Source organism: Kaistella sp. PBT33-4 (genome assembly GCF_029194425.1).
Lineage (GTDB): Bacteria > Bacteroidota > Bacteroidia > Flavobacteriales > Weeksellaceae > Marnyiella.
Genome location: NZ_JARFYL010000004.1, coordinates 238,857 through 256,865 on the forward strand (window position 1 = coordinate 238,857; position 18,009 = coordinate 256,865).

At 44.0% G+C, this 18,009-nt stretch carries 9 protein-coding genes; 2 read left to right on the plus strand and 7 right to left on the minus strand.

The features are described 5' to 3' along the window. Positions 1-36: 36 nt before the first annotated feature. On the minus strand, positions 37-2,253 hold the full coding sequence (locus P0M11_RS09900) for a DUF4838 domain-containing protein (RefSeq protein WP_275625518.1): 2,217 nt from the start codon (positions 2,251-2,253) through the stop codon (positions 37-39). A gap of 120 nt (positions 2,254-2,373) precedes the next feature. Here P0M11_RS09900 and P0M11_RS09905 point away from each other — a divergent pair, with 120 nt between their 5' ends. Then, complete coding sequence (locus P0M11_RS09905; RefSeq protein ID WP_275625519.1) at positions 2,374-3,642, plus strand: YaiO family outer membrane beta-barrel protein; 1,269 nt, start codon at positions 2,374-2,376, stop codon at positions 3,640-3,642. A gap of 31 nt (positions 3,643-3,673) precedes the next feature. Here P0M11_RS09905 and P0M11_RS09910 read toward each other — a convergent pair whose 3' ends face one another. The 5 genes from P0M11_RS09910 to P0M11_RS09930 all read right to left on the minus strand — a co-directional run bounded on the left by P0M11_RS09910 (position 3,674) and on the right by P0M11_RS09930 (position 13,630). Then, complete coding sequence (locus P0M11_RS09910) at positions 3,674-7,087, minus strand: sulfatase-like hydrolase/transferase (RefSeq protein WP_275625520.1); 3,414 nt, start codon at positions 7,085-7,087, stop codon at positions 3,674-3,676. Beyond that, the gene (locus P0M11_RS09915) at positions 7,084-8,145 is read right to left on the minus strand and encodes a HEAT repeat domain-containing protein (protein ID WP_275625521.1); all 1,062 of its coding nucleotides are present in this window, start codon (positions 8,143-8,145) and stop codon (positions 7,084-7,086) included. The genes P0M11_RS09910 and P0M11_RS09915 overlap by 4 nt, the downstream gene beginning before the upstream one ends. A 2-nt stretch (positions 8,146-8,147) precedes the next feature. Further along, complete coding sequence (locus P0M11_RS09920; RefSeq protein WP_275625522.1) at positions 8,148-8,504, minus strand: response regulator; 357 nt, start codon at positions 8,502-8,504, stop codon at positions 8,148-8,150. Between the two features lie 8 nt (positions 8,505-8,512). After that, positions 8,513-12,409: a response regulator gene (locus P0M11_RS09925; protein ID WP_275625523.1), complete on the minus strand. Its 3,897-nt coding sequence runs from the start codon at positions 12,407-12,409 to the stop codon at positions 8,513-8,515. Between the two features lie 84 nt (positions 12,410-12,493). Then, positions 12,494-13,630 carry a DegT/DnrJ/EryC1/StrS family aminotransferase gene (locus P0M11_RS09930; RefSeq protein ID WP_275625524.1) on the minus strand — a complete coding sequence of 379 codons (1,137 nt, stop codon included), beginning with the start codon at positions 13,628-13,630 and terminating at the stop codon, positions 12,494-12,496. Positions 13,631-13,683: 53 nt separating this feature from the next. On the opposite strand from P0M11_RS09930, the gene P0M11_RS09935 reads away from it, so the two are divergent. Beyond that, positions 13,684-15,288 carry a S8 family peptidase gene (locus P0M11_RS09935; protein WP_275625525.1) on the plus strand — a complete coding sequence of 535 codons (1,605 nt, stop codon included), beginning with the start codon at positions 13,684-13,686 and terminating at the stop codon, positions 15,286-15,288. Here the strand turns inward: P0M11_RS09935 and P0M11_RS09940 are convergent, their stop codons facing one another. After that, the gene (locus tag P0M11_RS09940) at positions 15,289-18,000 is read right to left on the minus strand and encodes a PD-(D/E)XK nuclease family protein (protein WP_275625526.1); all 2,712 of its coding nucleotides are present in this window, start codon (positions 17,998-18,000) and stop codon (positions 15,289-15,291) included. Between the last annotated feature and the right edge of the window lie 9 nt (positions 18,001-18,009).

Here is an 18,009-nt window from a genome sequence, read left to right on the forward strand (position 1 = left end):
ATACAGCTATATTTCAGCACTATCTTTTTTACTTAATTATTCTACCCAAATCTCATCTATGGCAACCAACGGGCTCTTGCTTGGGTGGCTTTTCCACTCGGGCAATTGGGGCAACGGATCAATAGAAATTTTTATGTATTTTATTTTTTTACCTGCAGTAAAAGTGACAGGATAGGATGTAACACTCTTCTTTTGCGTTACCGAGGATTGAAAAGAGGACAACTCATTATAGTGCAGGCCGTCCGCCGAAACACTTACCGAGACTTTTTTAGGAAGAAAAATCCAGTGTCTCTGGTCTTCCAGAAAATTCGGTGTGATGGAAGTAACATATGTTTCTTGCCGAAGATCAAGAGTGATTGTATTGCTGCCTTCAAAAAGAAGCCAGTTTAAGCTGAAATCATGCATTCCGTACATTCCGTCCGTTAAGGTCCGGGTTCTTTTTGCCGGATAATCTGGGATCCAGGGTTTCTCAAAACTAACCGCCGCACCGGTGGCCAGGGTGACCGGGATTTCTTTTTGAAATATCTGTGACCATTCTTCGATATATGATTGAGCAGTCTGTCCACCTTCTGAAAGTTGGGTAATACCTGCGGATTTTAAACTGAGACCAAAGTCGTGCACTTTCTTTTTCAGACCAGATCTTATTTCCCATTTTCCGGAGTGACTTTGAGAATAAATCCCGTGGGCATCTTTCCCGAAGAATTTTGCCTGCTGAAGTCTGGTGTAGTCCAGCGAGAGCCGAAGTTTGCGAATACGGGCACGAATGGTTTTACTGACCGAAGCACTCTCAGCACGATCGAGAAGGGCCTCATACTGCGCCAGTTGCTTTGACGAAAGGTAAGCATCATGTTCTTTAACAGGATTACCATATATATCAAGCTTCCGGCCGGACTTCTCCACATTTGACCTTAAATTCAGAAGATAATCTCTGACAAAAACAGATGCTTCACCATAATATCCTTTAACAAATTCTTCAAAAAGCATCTCATTATCCAGTTCTTCATTCCATAGTTTTCGAGCAAGGATGTACGATTTCAGTTCAACCTGATCTACGTAATTTTGGTCTCCCAGTTGCGCAAAAACTCCTTTGATTTTATTTTTTTTGTAGAAATGAACATTGGAACCGGCATTGGGAAAATCCGGGAAGGGCGCGAGATAGTTGGTGAACTGCGTATAGTAATCCCACACGTACACATGAGGAGTGATTTGAAGCCAGTCTTTGAGATTGTTCCTGAAAGCAGCCGCCGATTTCCCTGTTTCGACCGGTTCATTCCTGAAAATTTCAATATTACTGAGCAGAATAATGACATTAGGAAGTGGTTTGGTACGAAGTGGTGCACGCGCTGTAGCCCCGTAAGAAATAGTGGTGAAGGTTTTCTCCGGATAACTTGCGGCAATTTTATTTACAAATTTAATCAGAGAACCTTGCGGCCCTCCCTCTACCCTGTTTACAGCACTGCACAGTCCGCATTCGCAGTGACTGCTGTTATCATTGGGACTTATGGACCAGAATTTTTGGTCAGGATTTTCTTTGAACAGTATTTCAAGCTTCTCAAGGGTAAGCTGCAGGACTTTTGGATGTGACAAACATAACTGCTGCGAAGTCCTTTTGCCTCTGGATAACGAAAAATAGTCGGGATGCTTTTTAAAAAATATGTTGGGTACCAGGGTAGAAAAGGAATGCCCCCACAGGCCCCAGTAATCATCCAGGCGGTGAAGTTTGTACCAGTCCATATATTCCTCGTCCAATTCCGCTGTTGAATAAACCTCGCGGTAGTCAAACGAAGCCTTTTCAATTATATCTACCGGAAGGTTGATACGGATATCCCGGATTTTTGGACATTCCGCAGGCTCATTTGGCGCCCATTTACGGCATTTTAGATAGTTTTCTATAAAATGGTAAACCGCAAACAAAATACCGCGGTGGCCATTCCCCGCCAAAATTATATTTTTACCGTTATTCGAAATTGTAAATGTATCGGTGGATAAAACTTCAGACTGATAAACCGTACTGCCAACACTGATCGCAGGCTTATCTCCCGCAACAGTAGAAACAGGGAGCAGTGCACCAGTCACCTTTTGAAAATAACGTTGCAATATTCGCGCAGCTTTCTTTTCATTTTCCGAAGCCTCTGCCGGAATAATAATAACATATTCAGATTTGCCCGCTTTCACCACGTTGAGTGAGAATTGCTGTGCGGCAGAATTACCCCGCATCAGAAACAGGAATATAATAACATACAGAATTTTCATTTAAAATGCTAAGAGGCAAAAATAATATTATAAATGTTACCGGGCGAGAATATCCTCGTGCGATACCATAGCTTCTACTATCCTAAAAGTTCAATATATTTGTTTCCGCAAAACACGCCCATGAAATTATCTTACTTTTCATTTATTTCAGCTCCTAAAAAAACAATCGCCGTTGCTTCATTTTGTATGTTGCCTTTAAGTGCATTGGCGCAGCAACAGCCAAGTTCCGACGAAGTTTTTATTCAGGCCCGCACAGCCGCATTTGAAGATAAAGACTATCCGAAAGCCATCTCCCTGGCAAAACAGGCTTTGGAAATCTCACCGGATTACACCGATATTTCCGTTTTTTTAGGGAGGCTCTATACATGGAATAAGAACGTAGATCAAGCGCGGGCTGTTTTTGCCGAACTTGAGCGTAAGCAGGAAGATGATGCCGATTTCTTTCTGGCATATGCCTCTCTGGAATACTGGAATGACAGTAATAGCCGCGCACTGGAAATCCTGGAAAAGGCCACTGCACTTCATCCTGACTCAGAAACATTATGGCTGCTGCAATCGAAAGTATACTTCAGCGAAAATCAGTATCTGAAAGCAGAAGAAGCTGCAAATAAAGTTTTAACAATTAATCCAATAAATACTGAAGCACGGGAAATTCTTGTAAAGCTAAGAGATCTTACTGCCAAAAATGCGGTGGGAATAACTTACAGCTACACTCATTTTGATAAACAGTTTGCTGAAGACTGGCATTTAACAGGTCTTAGCTACAAAAGGGTAACACCTATCGGCTCCGTTATTCTGAAAGGAAATTTGGCTAATAAATTTGGCGATACCGGCACTCAGCTTGAACTGGAAGCTTATCCACGGCTTTCTAAAACATTTTACCTGTATGTAGGCGCAGGATATTCAGATGACGTCGGCATTTTTCCAAAATACAGAACCGGCTTATCTCTGAATGCAAATCTGCCCAAAAGTTTTGAGGCCGAAATTGGTTACCGCCAGCTTTATTTTTCAGACAATATCTGGCTTTATACGGCTGCAGTAGGTAAATACTATAAAAATTTCTGGTTTAACCTTAGAACGTACATTACTCCGGACGAAAAGAATATTTCACATTCCTACACAGGAACCGTAAGATATTACACAAAAGGTGCTGACGATTATATCTCCGTACAGGCCGGAACCGGAATAAGTCCCGACGACAGCCGCAATAATTTGCTCGAGAGCGAAAACTATAAACTGAAAACCTTTAAAATTGGTGCAGACTATAATTTTGTAATAAACAAAACCAACGTTTTTTCAGTAGGAGCTATGTATTTTAATCAGGAATACAGAGCCAATACCCGTGGGAATCAGTTTGATCTTTCTTTGGGATATACCAGGAGGTTTTAATTCAAAGGCCCCGTTAATTTACGGGGTGGAATTACCGGTTTCTGAAAAAATTAGTCACTGTGCTGTCCGGCATTAGTTTGTTTGATGAGGTGAAACTACTGTTCATAGCCCTGAAATTATTAAAATAACTCAATATTCTTTTACGCTCCTTTGCATCATATACAGGGTCCTCCTGCATCTTTGTTAAGTAAAAAAGCTGTTTGTCCTGCAAGTGATAGTTTCCGAAAACAAAATTCTGGAGTTGGTCCTTACTTTTCATGATAGGAATCCCCGCCGCATTTGTACTCTGAGAACTTTTAAGACCTTCACCTACCCATGCGACGGTGGACGGCGTTTTCAGGTTATAATTTCTGCGGTAATAGGAAAGCAGTGAGGGTGCCACATCAAAATGACTTACAATGGTATTAAAACGTTTAGGTTCTTTGATTAAACTTGAATAAATAACCAATGGAACACGGAACCGGTCAATTTTAGACTGCAGCATAATCTCCGGCATACTGTGATCTCCGGTAATTACAAAAATGGTGTTTGCAAAATCTGCACGTTTCTGGTACTCTTCAAAAAAACCTTTCAATGCATCGTCTGCATTCAGAATTGCGGTTAACTGTTTTTTATGCTCAGCGGCAAGTTGTTTTTGTTGCGGATTCAATTTTCCGGAATTCAAAATCCTAAAGAATTGCTTTTCATAGTAGCCCGCCTTGTTAATGAGGAAAGGACTGTGTGTTGAAAGTGTAAATAGCGTATTAAAATAGGGACGGTTTTGTTCTTCCTGAATGTGAAGCATTTTAGAAAATACGGCCTGATCCTCATAGCCCCAGCTTTGCCCATTTTTTGATGGCAGTTTTAAATAACCCCGTCCAAAGGACTTTTCATCAATAATATGTTCTACTTCGCTATATTTTAGGTACTGGTCCATCTTGTCAAAATGACTGTCACCCCCATAATAAAACCCTGTACTGAAACCGTTCCGCTGCAATACATTATAAAGGTTAAAGTGCGGCGGTATTCTCTCGAGTTCCAGAAAACCGTTCTGCGCGAAAGGAAGTGATCCCGTGAGCGTGGGCAAAGCCGCAAATGTACGCCCGGAAGAACTGAGGGCATTTTCCCAGGATAGCCCTTTAGAAGACAGCTTGTCTAGAAAAGGTGCAAAATTACCAATATAACCTTCCGGCGAGGTATATGCATGACCAAACCCCTCCATTACAATTAGAACGAGATTGGGAACTTTTTCTGACTTATTTAGCAGAGGTCCCAGGAAATCCTGTGTATCTTCTTTTTTCCAAAACGGATAATTTTCATCCAGCATTTCTGAATGCAAGTTAAACTTGCCTGCATTGCCTAAGAGTTCTGAAATTTCAGGACGGGTAAGCACATTGTTCATGTTTGAACTGAAGAAATATTCCCATTTACTCTTTGCGGCGGCTTGTCCGAATTCGTTAATATCATCCGTATTGATAAGATGTCTGGGGATGAGGAATGAAACAAGTCCTACGGACAGAATTACAATACCGGCAAGCGGCGATTTAAAAGCAGTTCTGCCTGCTAAGTAAAAAGGGATTACCGCAATTACAGTAAGAATTAGCATCAGCGCCATATTCTTCATAGTGAGCATTCCACTGGCATCCAACGTTTGCTTCATTTCAGCTTTGGTATAATACTGTACATCGGCACCCAGCATGTTGCCGGATTCCGAAAAATAAATAAACAGGACGAACTGGAAAATAATCATGGCACTGAAAAGAATCAGCGCGAGATTACGGGCCCATCCGGTTTTTACAAAATTTAACAGCAGATAAATAATACCAGTACCAAACAAGATTTTGAAAAGGAACAGCGTATTATCCAAAAGAAGACTCAGTACGATAAGATGCGATTCAAAACTTTCTACTGCATACCTGTACCAGGCCCATTCGGCAGCCACTGAAATTAAAAACATGAGTACAAACACAGCAGCAGTTACCCCCCAGGACCTTAATCCAAATTTCAGGATAGCCAGCATCCTTTTTCCCCACGGAAGGTTTTTTGTTTCCTGACTGAAACCCTGCCTGGTCATTTCGCCCCATGAATGTGATTTTTTAAAATAATCGATAAAACCTTTAACACCTGCCTTCACTACAATAGGATGAAAGTAAAATGGTTCCAGAAGGGCCGTCCCTATTAAGGAAAGAAAGTCCTTTCGCTTGGTGTAGACCTGCCTGCTCACCAGATCAACAAGAATGGCATAGAATGAATACAGGAATCCGGCTGAAATAACGAGAGCACAGAGAATCAGAAAGAATGACCAGTTGATAATGCCGAGGATGAGGAAAAGGATGAAAAAGAAATATCCCGCAAATTCAATGATTGGTCCTAAAAATTCAAAACTGAACCAATACGGAAGGCTTACCTTGCCTAATTTGCCGTACTTGGGATTGAACATCATCCGGCGGTGCTTCCAAAGTGTTTCCATAGTCCCGCGCATCCATCGGTTTCGCTGTTTTACAAGAATTTCTTTGGATTCCGGAGCTTCGGTCCAGCACAGGGGGTCCGGAATGGTAATCACTTCATAAGGTTCATTGCGCTCCTCCATATACTGACGCATGCGCACCACAAGTTCCATATCTTCGCCCACTGTGTTCTTATCATATCCTCCACAGGCTAAAACAATTTTCCTGTCGAAAACGCCGAAGGCGCCTGAAATCAGAATAAGTCCGGAGGCTCGGGACCACGCCATGCGTCCGAGAACGAAAGCACGGATGTATTCCAGGACCTGTGTTTTACCAAGCAAAGTTCTCGGCAGATTGACTTCCACCACTTTACCGTTCTCAATCCGGCAGTTGTTGGCCAGGCGGATTACTCCGCCGCAGGCGATGAGTTTCTTATCAGTTTGCTGAAGAAAAGGTTTCGCCAGTTTAAGTATTGAGTCCTGCTCCAGAATACAGTCTACATCAATACAAACCAGGTAATCTCCGCTGGAAATGTTTACACCCACATTCAGCGCATCGGCTTTACCTCCGTTTGCCTTATCCACGACTATGAGTTTATGAAATGCCGGGTTTTTACTTTTATAGATTCCGCGCACCTCCGCCGTAGGTATATTGCCCTGAATAAAAAAAGCCACAGACTCAAGTTCATAGGCATCGATGAGTTTCTGAATGGAATCGTCCTTACTGCCGTCATTAACGATAATAATCTCAAGATTATGATAATACAGGGACAGCAGGGAACGAACATTTTCCACAATCGTCATCCCCTCATTGTATGCGGGGGCAATTAAGCTGAAAACAGGGGCATTGGGGTTGGATGCAATAATATTGTAATCTGTAAATGTGTTTTCCCTCTTATAGCGCAGGATAGCTCCAAGTGCATAGATTCCCATCCAACTGTACACCAGCAGAACGCCACATGCATAAAGCAGGAAAAACCATATTACAACCTCATAAACAATGTGGGAAAACTCTGTCATATTTTTTCCTGTAAAACGTGTTTAATAATTGAAACCAATTCTGAAGGGGAACAGGACTTTGAAGCTAAGGACTGCAACTCTCCGGACAGATTAAGTCCGTGTAGACCTTTTGCGGCACCAATCCTTGCTGCTACAGAGTCGTTACCCAATAGTTTTTGCCTGAAAAAGTCGGCCGCGCGAATGTCGGACATTTTACAAATTGAATTTATGATTTCAACTTTCACCTCATCAGGCTGGGTTTCGTATGATGAAATATAATCCGACAGTGTTTCTGCATTCTCCAGTGTTTGCAGAGTTTCCACGGCCTGAAGCCGGATTTGTATGTTTGGATGACTGAAAAGGGCTAATACATCAGCATACATGTTAAGCAATTGATATTTGCTGATGATCCGCAGTACAAAAACAGTCACAGAGGGATTTGCACTTTGCAGCCACTCGCGCAGCATGCCTTCAGAATCCGGCGGAACCTCCGGTATGGAATTGAGCAGCCGCAATTGCTGCCATTCCGACAGTATTCCCTGAGCATCATTTAAAAAATTCAGACCTTCAAAACCATTGAAAGTCACTACAGAATACTGTGCCTCCTGATACACCTGAGGTGACGGGTGATGCAGCAGCCGTGAGATGGCCGGCAAAGCCTTTCCTACCCTCATTGCGGTAAGCTCCAGTATGCCACCCGCAATAAGATGCGTCCGCTTTTGGCCAAGTTTACTTAAACTTTCCTTTTCCAGACCATTTTTATTAAAAAGCGACCGTATGATAAGGCCTGCGCCGCCGGAAAATTTCTTTTCGGCGCTGATTAATTTTTCCAGCATGAGCCTCCGGTAGGCAGGACGCTGGGCAATTCCGGAATTATTGATTCGACCGGGGACCTCGCCACCATTTACAATCGCCCCGGCAATTACAGCGTCAATCTCTGCAGACCACGATTCAATGCTAACCTGCTTTCGGTACTGCAGCAATCCATAAAGCAGTACAGCAAAAATAAGCAGCAACACCACAGCAAGCAGGCTGATGAGTACTATGACGAGAAAATGGAGGGAAATACTAAGCAACATAATCAGGATGCAGCTAATCTCTTCACCCTAAGTATCAGTTCGTTAGGGCTGAAAGGTTTTACAATGAAATCGGCTGCTCCCAAACCAAAAGCGTTCAGGATTACATCTTCCTGGCCCATGCTGGAGAGCATAATTACAGGGATGTTCTTACCTGCGGATTTTATGGCTGCAAGAATTTCAACCCCGGAAGCAAAAGGCATCATAATATCACTAATTACAAGGTCTACCTTCCTCTCCATAACTGTATCAATTGCCTCCTTTCCGTTTCTGGTGAGAATCACTTCGTAACCTTCCTTCTGCAGTTTGTGTTCAATAGTTCTTAAAATAAGTTCATCATCCTCAGCTATTAAAATAGTCATAGTCTGGTTTATTTTATTAATCTTTTTATTGTTTCTAATCCCTTTGTTATTGCCTTTGCGATCTCACTGTCCAGAGCGATGAAATCCGGATTACGGTCTAATGTATTTTCCCATCTGGCAGCGGTATCAGCGAGACTGAACAATCCGGCAGTGCCCGCGGTGCCTTTTAGTTTATGGAGAATCTTTTTTACTTCATCTGCGTTTCCTGCCCTACAGGCTTCAGCAAGTGCCTTTCCCGAAGTTTCCGTTTCCTGAATTACCAGATTAAGAAACATTTCACGAAAGTCTTTGTCATCCCCTATTTGCTGTTCCAGATGGTTCATGTCCAGATAGAGGTCCGATTCCTCCCCATTTTGCCAGTCTGCAGCCTTATCATAAATATGTGTTTTCAGTGCTTCCAGAAGCTCTGCCTGTCTTAACGGTTTTGTCAGGAAATCATCCATACCCGCGTCCAGGCATTTTTCTTTTTCACCCAAAACGTTACCGGCTGTGACGCCTATTATTACTGGCTGTTGGCCCGGCAGTTGCCGAATCATCCTGGTTGCCTCAATTCCGTCCATCACCGGCATCTGCACATCCATCAGGATGAGGTCAAAGAACTGACTGTGGCAGAGGTCTAAGGCCTGCTTACCGTCGGTAGCCTCAGTAAAAACCGCTTCAGGCACCAGGGACTGCATCATTCGGTTGTTGAGGACCATGTTCACGGGGTTGTCATCTACCAACAGTACCTTCAGACCTGACAGAGTTACCTCATCCTTTTCGGTTTTTACATTTACAGCCTGTTGATCCAACTGCTGTACAGCCTGTTTCAGCGTATGATAAAGATCCCGGGATTTTATGGGTTTAAGCAGGCAGAAACTGTTCTCATTCTTTCGGAAGGAGTTAATCACTTCATGTTCCTCCGAAGAAGTATGAAGCACTACCAATGGCGAAACTTCTTCCTGTTCTTTAAAGAGTTCACGTATCTTATCAATGGTTTCAATGCCCGATATTACCGGCATATGATAATCCATCAATATGACATCAAACCGTTCGCCTGCCATTAGAATCTGAAGCGCTTCCATCCCGTTCGAGGCAAGTCGGGAATTAATTCCTTTAAAAGCGAGCATGTGCTGAAGGATCATCCTGTTGTTTTCGTTGTCGTCTACAATAAGTACGCGCTCAATACCCAGGGCGGCTATATCCTCCTCATCATTGATCTTACCTTCCTCATACGGCACTTCTATATCAAAATAAAACTCGGATCCCTCTCCCAGGGTGCTTCTTAGTGACAGCGAAGTTCCCATATACTTCAGTATATTATTGGAAATAGTAAGTCCCAGTCCGGTACCACCATACTTCTTGCTTACAGAACTGTCTTCCTGGGTGAAAGCATCAAAGATACGCTGCTGCTTGTGTTCAGGAATTCCGATACCGGTATCACGGACAGAAAATCTTAGTTTAATGCGGTCCGGATCTTTGTCCAGTTGCTGTACCTTAAGTTCAATTTCGCCACGGTCTGTGAATTTCACTGCATTACCCAGCAGATTGATAAGAATCTGGCGCACACGGGATTCATCCATTAAAACTATTTGTGGCAGCCCGGGCTCAATATTTAACAGCAGTTCAAGATCCTTTTTCTGGGATTGGTACAGGATCACGTTCATCACCTGACTAACGAGGTCGTATAACTGAGTCCGGTCAATCATAAGTTCCAGTTTGCCCGATTCAATCTTAGAAAAATCCAGGATATCATTAATGATAGAAAGCAAACTTTCACCCGACTCATTGATATAATTGAGGTATTGGGTCTGCATTTCATTCAGGGGCGTGCGCAGCAGGAGGTCGGAGAATCCAATGACACCGTTGAGTGGCGTTCGGATTTCGTGGCTCATATTGGCCAGAAATTCAGATTTTGCTTTGTTGGCAAGAATAGCAGTTTCTTTGGCAGTTTTCAGTTCCTGCGTAGTTTTAACCCGCTGGGTGACATTCTGTACGGTGACTATGATACCTCCAATTACCTCATCAGACAGGTACCAGGGTCCAACCTGCAGATTGTAATTCTGAGGCTCCCCTTTATTGGAAACGGGAACGGTTAAATTTTCATTACTGTAGGATTTTCCGACAAGGGCTTCCTTGTAGATCTCTACACGATCTTCAGGAATGTTCGGAGAAATTTGAAAAATATTTTTGCCGATAATGAAATTGGGGTCCATGGAAAATTCATCTGTCCAGCACTTGCTAACTGAGAGGTAATTGAGGTCATTATCGAACATCGCAATGGCTACAGGAACATCGCTTATAAAAGACTGTAGCATCGCTTCCTTCTTCTCAAGCTCCATATAGGTTCTTTTAGCCTGGTCTATATCCTGAATAATCCCGAAAACTTTACGGCAAACGCCGTTTTCAAATTCAGGAATACCTATGGACCGAATCCAGATGCACCGGCCCTGAGGCAGCTGGAGTTGCAGTTCCTCATCATAGGGTTCTCCCATACCCACAGCGCGGTTGAAGAGCGTAGTTACTCTTTCCCGGCTTTCCTCCGTATAAAAAGAAAGTGCCGAATCCAGGTCCGGCTCGTAATCCGGTGGTACCATATGAATCTCCCGCGTGGTGTCGGACCAATAAGTTTTCTGTGTAATAAGATTGACCTCCCAGCCGCCTACTCTGGCCGCGGCACTGGTCTGTTCCAGAATTTTCTTGGTATAAACAAGATCTTTTTCCAGGGCCATTTTATCAGTCACGTTCAATGCAGTACTAAGCACGTAGGGCATCCCATTCTCATCAGTCTCTACCATATTGTGGTACATCCAGATAAATTCCTGTCCCTCCCGGGAATGTAATACCATGTAACCGGAATCTTCGCCGTTTTTCTTTATCCTGTCCAGATACTCGGAGAGCTCAACCCACCGCGTTTCGGGTACAAGGTCACGCAGGTTGAGTTTTTTCGCCTCCTCTGAACTGTAATTTAACATCTGACGTCCTTTTTCATTCACCGCCAGAATATTTCCTTCCATATCATGCATGCTCATCAGGCCAATGGCATTTTCAAAGAAACTCCGGAACTTCTTTTCCGATTTTTCCAAACGCTGTTTCTCCTGAACAAGCTGTGTGATATTCCTGCCAAAACAGAAAACTTCTGTGCCGCTGTTGTTACTTTTAATCAGCCATTCAATAATGGTTGTTTCCCCGGAATCGGAGCGCAGGTAACCCCTGAAGGAGTATTCGCGGTTATCGTTAAGCAGCAAATCTTCCGGTAGGGACCTACTGCCGTGCGCCTTCAGGATATCCAGAAAATTTTGACCCTTAACGTCGGATTTAAGCTCCAAAGTGCGGGAAAATGCCGCATTTGCATCCTTCAAAATATAATCATTGTCGGTAACGCAAATAAGATTATTTGTTACTGAAAACAATTGCTCGAAATACTCTGCATGTGTCTGCTTACGCCTGGCCATCAGCTGTACGGCAGCCGCCTGGCCAATCTTCTCCAGTGCCGCAACCTGACGGGCAGTCAATGTCCTGGGTTCAAAGTCAATAACGCAAAGCGTTCCCAGTATAAACCCCTCATCGTCCAGAAGTGGAGTTCCTGCGTAGAATCTGATGCCCCCTGCGACAATCAGTTCGTTTGAAGAGGTCCGTTCGTCGGAAAGCGTGTCATTAATCACAAGTGTTTTTCCGCTTTCAACGGTATACTGACATACTGTGTTCCGGCGGTCTACACACTGGAATTCAAGACCGACACAACTCTGTATGGTTTGTGCATCCCGCTCCATCATTCCAATAAGTGATGCCGGACAATCAGTAACAAGGCAGGCAGCCTCGGAAAACACATCGAGATCCTGATCTTTTGCCATATTAAGCAGATCATAATAGGCCAGTTTATTCAACCTTGCCTCTTCGTTTTCAGTACTGGGAAAATTTTTCATTTAAAATGGTTTGATAAGGCTACGCGGCCTGATATGACAGCAATTATGTGTCCCTGATTTCAATTATTTTACTATTGAGTCTGCCTAATCCTGAGCGGTTGACAGAAACTCCAGTACTGAATCGGTGATGAATTTGAGTTGCTCTTCCTCCAACTCGGTATGCATAGGCAGTGATAAAACCTGATCCAAAAGCAGGTCGGTGTTCACGAAATCTTCCGGATTGCTTTCCTGATAATAGGCTTTCTGTTTCCTTAACGCAACAGGGTAATAGATCATGGCAGGTATTTCTCTTTCAGCCAGGAACTGCTGTAACGCATTCCTCTGTCCATTCAGTATCCGGAGCGTGTACTGATGAAATACATGTGTGGAGTAATCTGTCCTCTTGGGTATAAGAATCTGTGGATGGTTGCCGAAGGCTTCATCGTAATAGTCTGCTGCTTTTCTGCGGGCTTCATTATATCCATCCAAATGCGGCAGTTTTTTGCGCAGAATGGTTGCCTGAACGCTGTCGAGCCTTGAATTAACACCTACTTCATCATGATAATATCTTTCATACATTCCATGATTTACGATGCCGCGGAGCTTATGCGCCAGCTCGTCACTGTTGGTGAATACAGCTCCTCCGTCGCCATAACATCCTAAATTCTTAGACGGAAAAAAGGAGGTTGTTCCCATCGTTCCCATCGTTCCCGCCATGCGTACGCTGCCATCAGAAAATGTAAATTCAGAACCGATGGCCTGGGCATTATCTTCAATCACCTCCAGTTTATGGGCTCTGGCCACTGAAAGGATTTCTTCCATATTGGCACATTGACCAAAAAGATGCACAGGAATGATTACTTTGGTACGTGGTGTAACAGCCGCCCTGAGCTTTTCTGTGTCCATTGTAAAGGTGTCATAATCTACATCTACCAGAACAGCTTTAAGTTTCAGCAGATGGATCACTTCAACGGTTGCGGCAAATGTGAAATCTGCGGTAATCACTTCGTCACCTTCTTCCAGACCTAACGCCATCAAGGCAATCTGAAGGGCATCCGTACCGTTGGCACAGGGAATTACATGTTTTACATCCAGATAGTTTTCCAGTTCAGTCTGAAAGGATTTAACCTCGGGGCCGTTAATAAACGCGGCCGACTCAAGCACATTAAGGACTGCATTGTCAACGTCGCTTTTTATTTTAAAATACTGCGTTTGCAGATCTACCATCTGAATTTTCTTCATACTAAATACAATATGGCGTAAATTTACATATATTTAAATATCTAAAGAAATTTATGAAAAAGTTTAGCTGTACCCTTATTTTGCTCCTGTCTGTCAGCATTTATGCGCAGTCCGAACTTGTTTTTGTTTACTTTGCCGACAAGCCCAACAAAGCAGCATTTTATGCCAACCCGCTGTCTGAACTCACGCAGAAATCATTGGACCGCCGGCTCGCCCAGGGTATTGTGCTTAACGACCAGGATGCACCCGTGGAGCCCGCTTACCTGCAGAACATCCAGAACCTCGGATTCCCGATTTCAGATTATTCCAAGTGGCTGAATGGCGTTGCCGTGCTGGCCACTCCGGCAGAAATCGCACAGCTTCAAACCCTGCCTTTTGTACAGTCTGTACAAAGTTTTGCCAGAAATGCTCATGCCACGGTAAAAGGCCCGGTATCTCAGGATAAATTCGCTACAACAGCAAAAACACCTGCCTTCAATTTTAATTACGGTACTGCACTGGCCCAGACAGAACAGATCAACCTCAAGAATCTCCATTTGGCGGGCTATACGGGTGCCGGAATCACAATTGCGGTTCTGGATACCGGATTTCCCAGCGTTGATACAGGTACAGCCTACCAAAGGCTTTGGACCAACGGTCAAATAAAAGGCGGATATAACTTCATCAGCAAGACTACCGATATTTATAATACTGCCCTAAACTCACATGGTTCTTATGTACTGGGTGTAATCAGTGGATATCTGGATCAGGCGTTTGTGGGCGCCGCACCGGATGCCGACCTTTATCTGTATGCCACAGAAGATGCCTCAGTAGAAATTCCGCAGGAAGAAATTTACTGGATTATGGCTGCTGAAGAAGCCGACCGTAAAGGTGTTGATGTTATCAACTCTTCCCTGGGTTACACTACTTTTGACGACCCCAGATACAGCTATACCTACGCCGATATGAACGGAACCACTTCCTTTATTGCGCGCGGCGCACAGATCGCGGCCGAGAAGGGGATATTCGTGGTTTCGGCCGCCGGCAATTCCGGTTCACAGACATGGCATTACATTGGGACACCGGCCGACAATCCGAAAGTTTTCACCATTGGCTCGGTAGATTCAAGTGGTAACCCTTCTCCCTTCTCTTCCTACGGACCCAACGCGGCGGGCATGGTGAAACCTGATGCAAGCGCCCGCGGAACGGCCACGGCAACAGTTTACAACAGCAGCACAACTGCCGCAAACGGAACTTCCCTGGCCTCGCCCCTGGCGGCAGGTGGTGTTGCATGTTTGCTGCAGGCAGTCGCACCCGGTACATCCCGTGAGTACCTGCGCACGGTTCTGAGACAAACAGCCTCTCTTTACCCATATACGAATGTACAGATGGGTTACGGAATCTTAAATTTTGGAAATGCCTTTCAGCAGTACCTGGCTACATCATCAGCACATTTGAATACTGTGAAACTCTATCCAAATCCTGCAACGGACCGGATCTATTTCAGCACTTCTGAAAAATTGCTTAGCGTGCAGATTTACGATCCCGCCGGGCGTCTGGTAATGACCTCAAATCCTATCCACAAAATTATGGACGTCAGCAGCCTGCAGCCCGGAGTCTATTTAATTACCGTAAAAACCGACAAAAGTCACTTTACGGAGAAACTTATCAAAAAGTAATTAAATCTCAAAAGTTTCATGCACCGATTCGGTAAAGGGAATTTCCGGATTTAAGATTTCAAGGATGAGATTCCGTATGGAAACCATGGCGTCCTGAAGTTCCCCTTTCTCAAAATGAAGCGGAACAACACCCTTACCTACTTCCGCAAAACTCCAGATGCCTGTTTGAATACTGCGCCTAGCAAACTGCGGGAGCCGCTCAATAACATAATTATAAATGCAAAGCTGAAGTGCCTGTTTTTTGGAGTCATTAAAGAAGAAATCCTCGCGGTTTTTGTCTTCTATTGAAACTTTAAGCTCCTTACTTTTCCCTGTTTTGTAGTCAATGATTCTCAGCACGCCGTCCAGCTCATCAATTCGGTCGATAAACCCGTAAAAGGAAACTTTATCTGTTCTGTCTTCGTCCAGGTAGAAATCCACATCCTGAAATTCATGTTCCAGAGCTATGATACGCAGTTGACGGCCGCTTCTTATCAGTTCAAGATCGTGCTGCACCACCTTTTTCACCGCACGCAGGGCCACATTCTTGTGGATATAGTTCATCCCTTTGTCGTAGAATTCAGGCTGATGGTTCAGATTTTCGATGGAGATATTAATCACTTCAAGAAACTGATCGTCTGTCAATGCCAGATCCCCCTCGTGAAGCACCTCATTGCCTACACCTTCATAAATGACCTGCAGGGCATAATGCACTAGGTTTCCGTAATTCATGACAGACAGTTCTTCCTCAATCTGGCTGGCCTCCCTGGTCTTCAGTATTTTAGTCAGGTAAAAGTCAAGTGGATTATACAGATAACCCGTAAGGTGAGTTGCTGAGATGCGTGTTTTCCAGACTTCAAGCTGATCCAGCACCGCCTGCGTCTTTTCAATGATAACCGGCTGCTTGCTCATGGGATCAGAAGCGTTCTCGATCACTACATGCTCAATCTGATGGAAGTGATCTTCAAATTCTAGTTGGGTGATAAACCTGCTTTTTTCGCCGGTATTCACACCGGAACTCAGCGCATTATACAGAAGATGTACATTTTCCGCATCCTGAAGCAAACGGTAGAAGTGATAAGCGTAAATACTGTCGTTTTCCAGAAAGGTGTGAAGGTTAAAATGAGTCCTTACATCAAAAGGCAGATAGGAATTCTGAGTATTTCCCAGCGGCAGTTTGCCCTCATTCACGGAAAGCAGAATAATATTTCTAAAATTGAGCAGCCTCGTCTCCAAAAGCCCCATTACCTGCAAGCCCTGTAAGGGTTCTCCCTGAAAATCGATAGCTTCCGAATTCACCAACTGATTGACCAGCACCTCCAATGTTTCCATCTTTACCGGAAAACGGTAGGGCGCCAACTGGTTGCGGATTACACGGAAAGACTTTTCAAAATGGGAGATGTTTTCATACTGAATATCGTCCAGTTCGTTAAATTTAAGTTTAAAGCAGAACTCAATAATCAGGTCCAGAAACGCATTCACATCGGCTGCGGGAAGGAAAAGCCCGAAATAAGAAAGGTTTTTCAGATGTTCGCTAACGAGTCGTCCGGACAGATAAACAATATTCCGGGACTCTACAAATGATTTGAAATCTGAAATTATTCTGAGGTCACCGTCGGAATTGGGCAGTTCCTCCAGAATTGAGAACAGGTCGTTATAGTAGTAAGAACCCGGTTTTGATTCCAGTTGCTTATGCAGATGGAAAAGGTGTTTCACCGCGTTACTGAAACCTAAATTTCTGAGCGGAAAACCCATAGTAATATTCAGGATCTCCACTTCAGCGAGTGCGTCCAGGGTGGCGGGCAAAAGATTTTCATCCAGCAGAACAACGGCGGTATCGGAAAGGTCTGTTTCTCTGTCTTTTATCCCACGCAGAATTCCCGGAAGGATTTTGGTTTGAGAAACATTTCCGGAAACTTCATAAACTTTAATTTTTTTGGATTCCCGGAAATCATTTTCAATCCAGCGGAAATCACGGTTGTTATTGAATTCCTTCCATTTACGGTGCTCCCTCAGGAATTTTCCCGCTTCCTGTTTCTCATCATCAACATAATAGGCATCACCCTGGAAAAATACCTGACCCCTGTCCCACTGAAGCAGGCTGCGCACAAGCTGCTCCTCAACTTTTGTAAATGCATTGAAGCCACAAAACACAAATACCTTTGACGTTTCCTGCGCAAAGGGTTCAATCTTACCTCTCACTGCCTCATGTATCATACCGGATGTCGCCCAGTTCCGTTCGCGAAGTTTCTGCTTCAAAACAGGAAGAAACACATTCATATTCCTCCAGAAGGTGAGGTATTTCTTACGCGGCAATTCTTCCTGCTCACCCAAATCCTGAGCCCAGGCTTTTATGCGTTCCTCATCAAACATATACTCAAGTACTGCGCTGTCACTGTCGGAGAACTTCAGGATATCATCCCAGTCCTTCAGTACAGTAGGAAACCACTTCACGAAGCCTGCAAAATCGTCCTTCGGACTAAGGTTAAGTTCACTGTACACCTCGTAGGCAAAGAGCCAAAGACCAATGCCCTGCAAACGCTGCATCCCCGATATTTCAAGAATCAGGTCTTCTATGGTATGGAAAGCAGGCAGAAATCCTGAATAGCCTTTTTCCATCAGGATCCTTTTGATGAAAACAATTGGCCTTTTACCCGGCAGGACAATATTAAACCCTGATAAATCAGGGTTTTGTTCCAGAAGCTCTGTTAATATTTTATCTAAAAAGCGCATGTCAATGTA

Coding starts and splice junctions, on each gene's coding strand:
- P0M11_RS09900 (WP_275625518.1), bottom strand. CDS start 2,253: ATGAAAATTCTGTATGTTATTATATTCCTGTTTCTGATGCGGGGTAAT.
- P0M11_RS09905 (WP_275625519.1), top strand. CDS start 2,374: ATGAAATTATCTTACTTTTCATTTATTTCAGCTCCTAAAAAAACAATC.
- P0M11_RS09910 (WP_275625520.1), bottom strand. CDS start 7,087: ATGACAGAGTTTTCCCACATTGTTTATGAGGTTGTAATATGGTTTTTC.
- P0M11_RS09915 (WP_275625521.1), bottom strand. CDS start 8,145: ATGTTGCTTAGTATTTCCCTCCATTTTCTCGTCATAGTACTCATCAGC.
- P0M11_RS09920 (WP_275625522.1), bottom strand. CDS start 8,504: ATGACTATTTTAATAGCTGAGGATGATGAACTTATTTTAAGAACTATT.
- P0M11_RS09925 (WP_275625523.1), bottom strand. CDS start 12,409: ATGAAAAATTTTCCCAGTACTGAAAACGAAGAGGCAAGGTTGAATAAA.
- P0M11_RS09930 (WP_275625524.1), bottom strand. CDS start 13,630: ATGAAGAAAATTCAGATGGTAGATCTGCAAACGCAGTATTTTAAAATA.
- P0M11_RS09935 (WP_275625525.1), top strand. CDS start 13,684: ATGAAAAAGTTTAGCTGTACCCTTATTTTGCTCCTGTCTGTCAGCATT.
- P0M11_RS09940 (WP_275625526.1), bottom strand. CDS start 18,000: ATGCGCTTTTTAGATAAAATATTAACAGAGCTTCTGGAACAAAACCCT.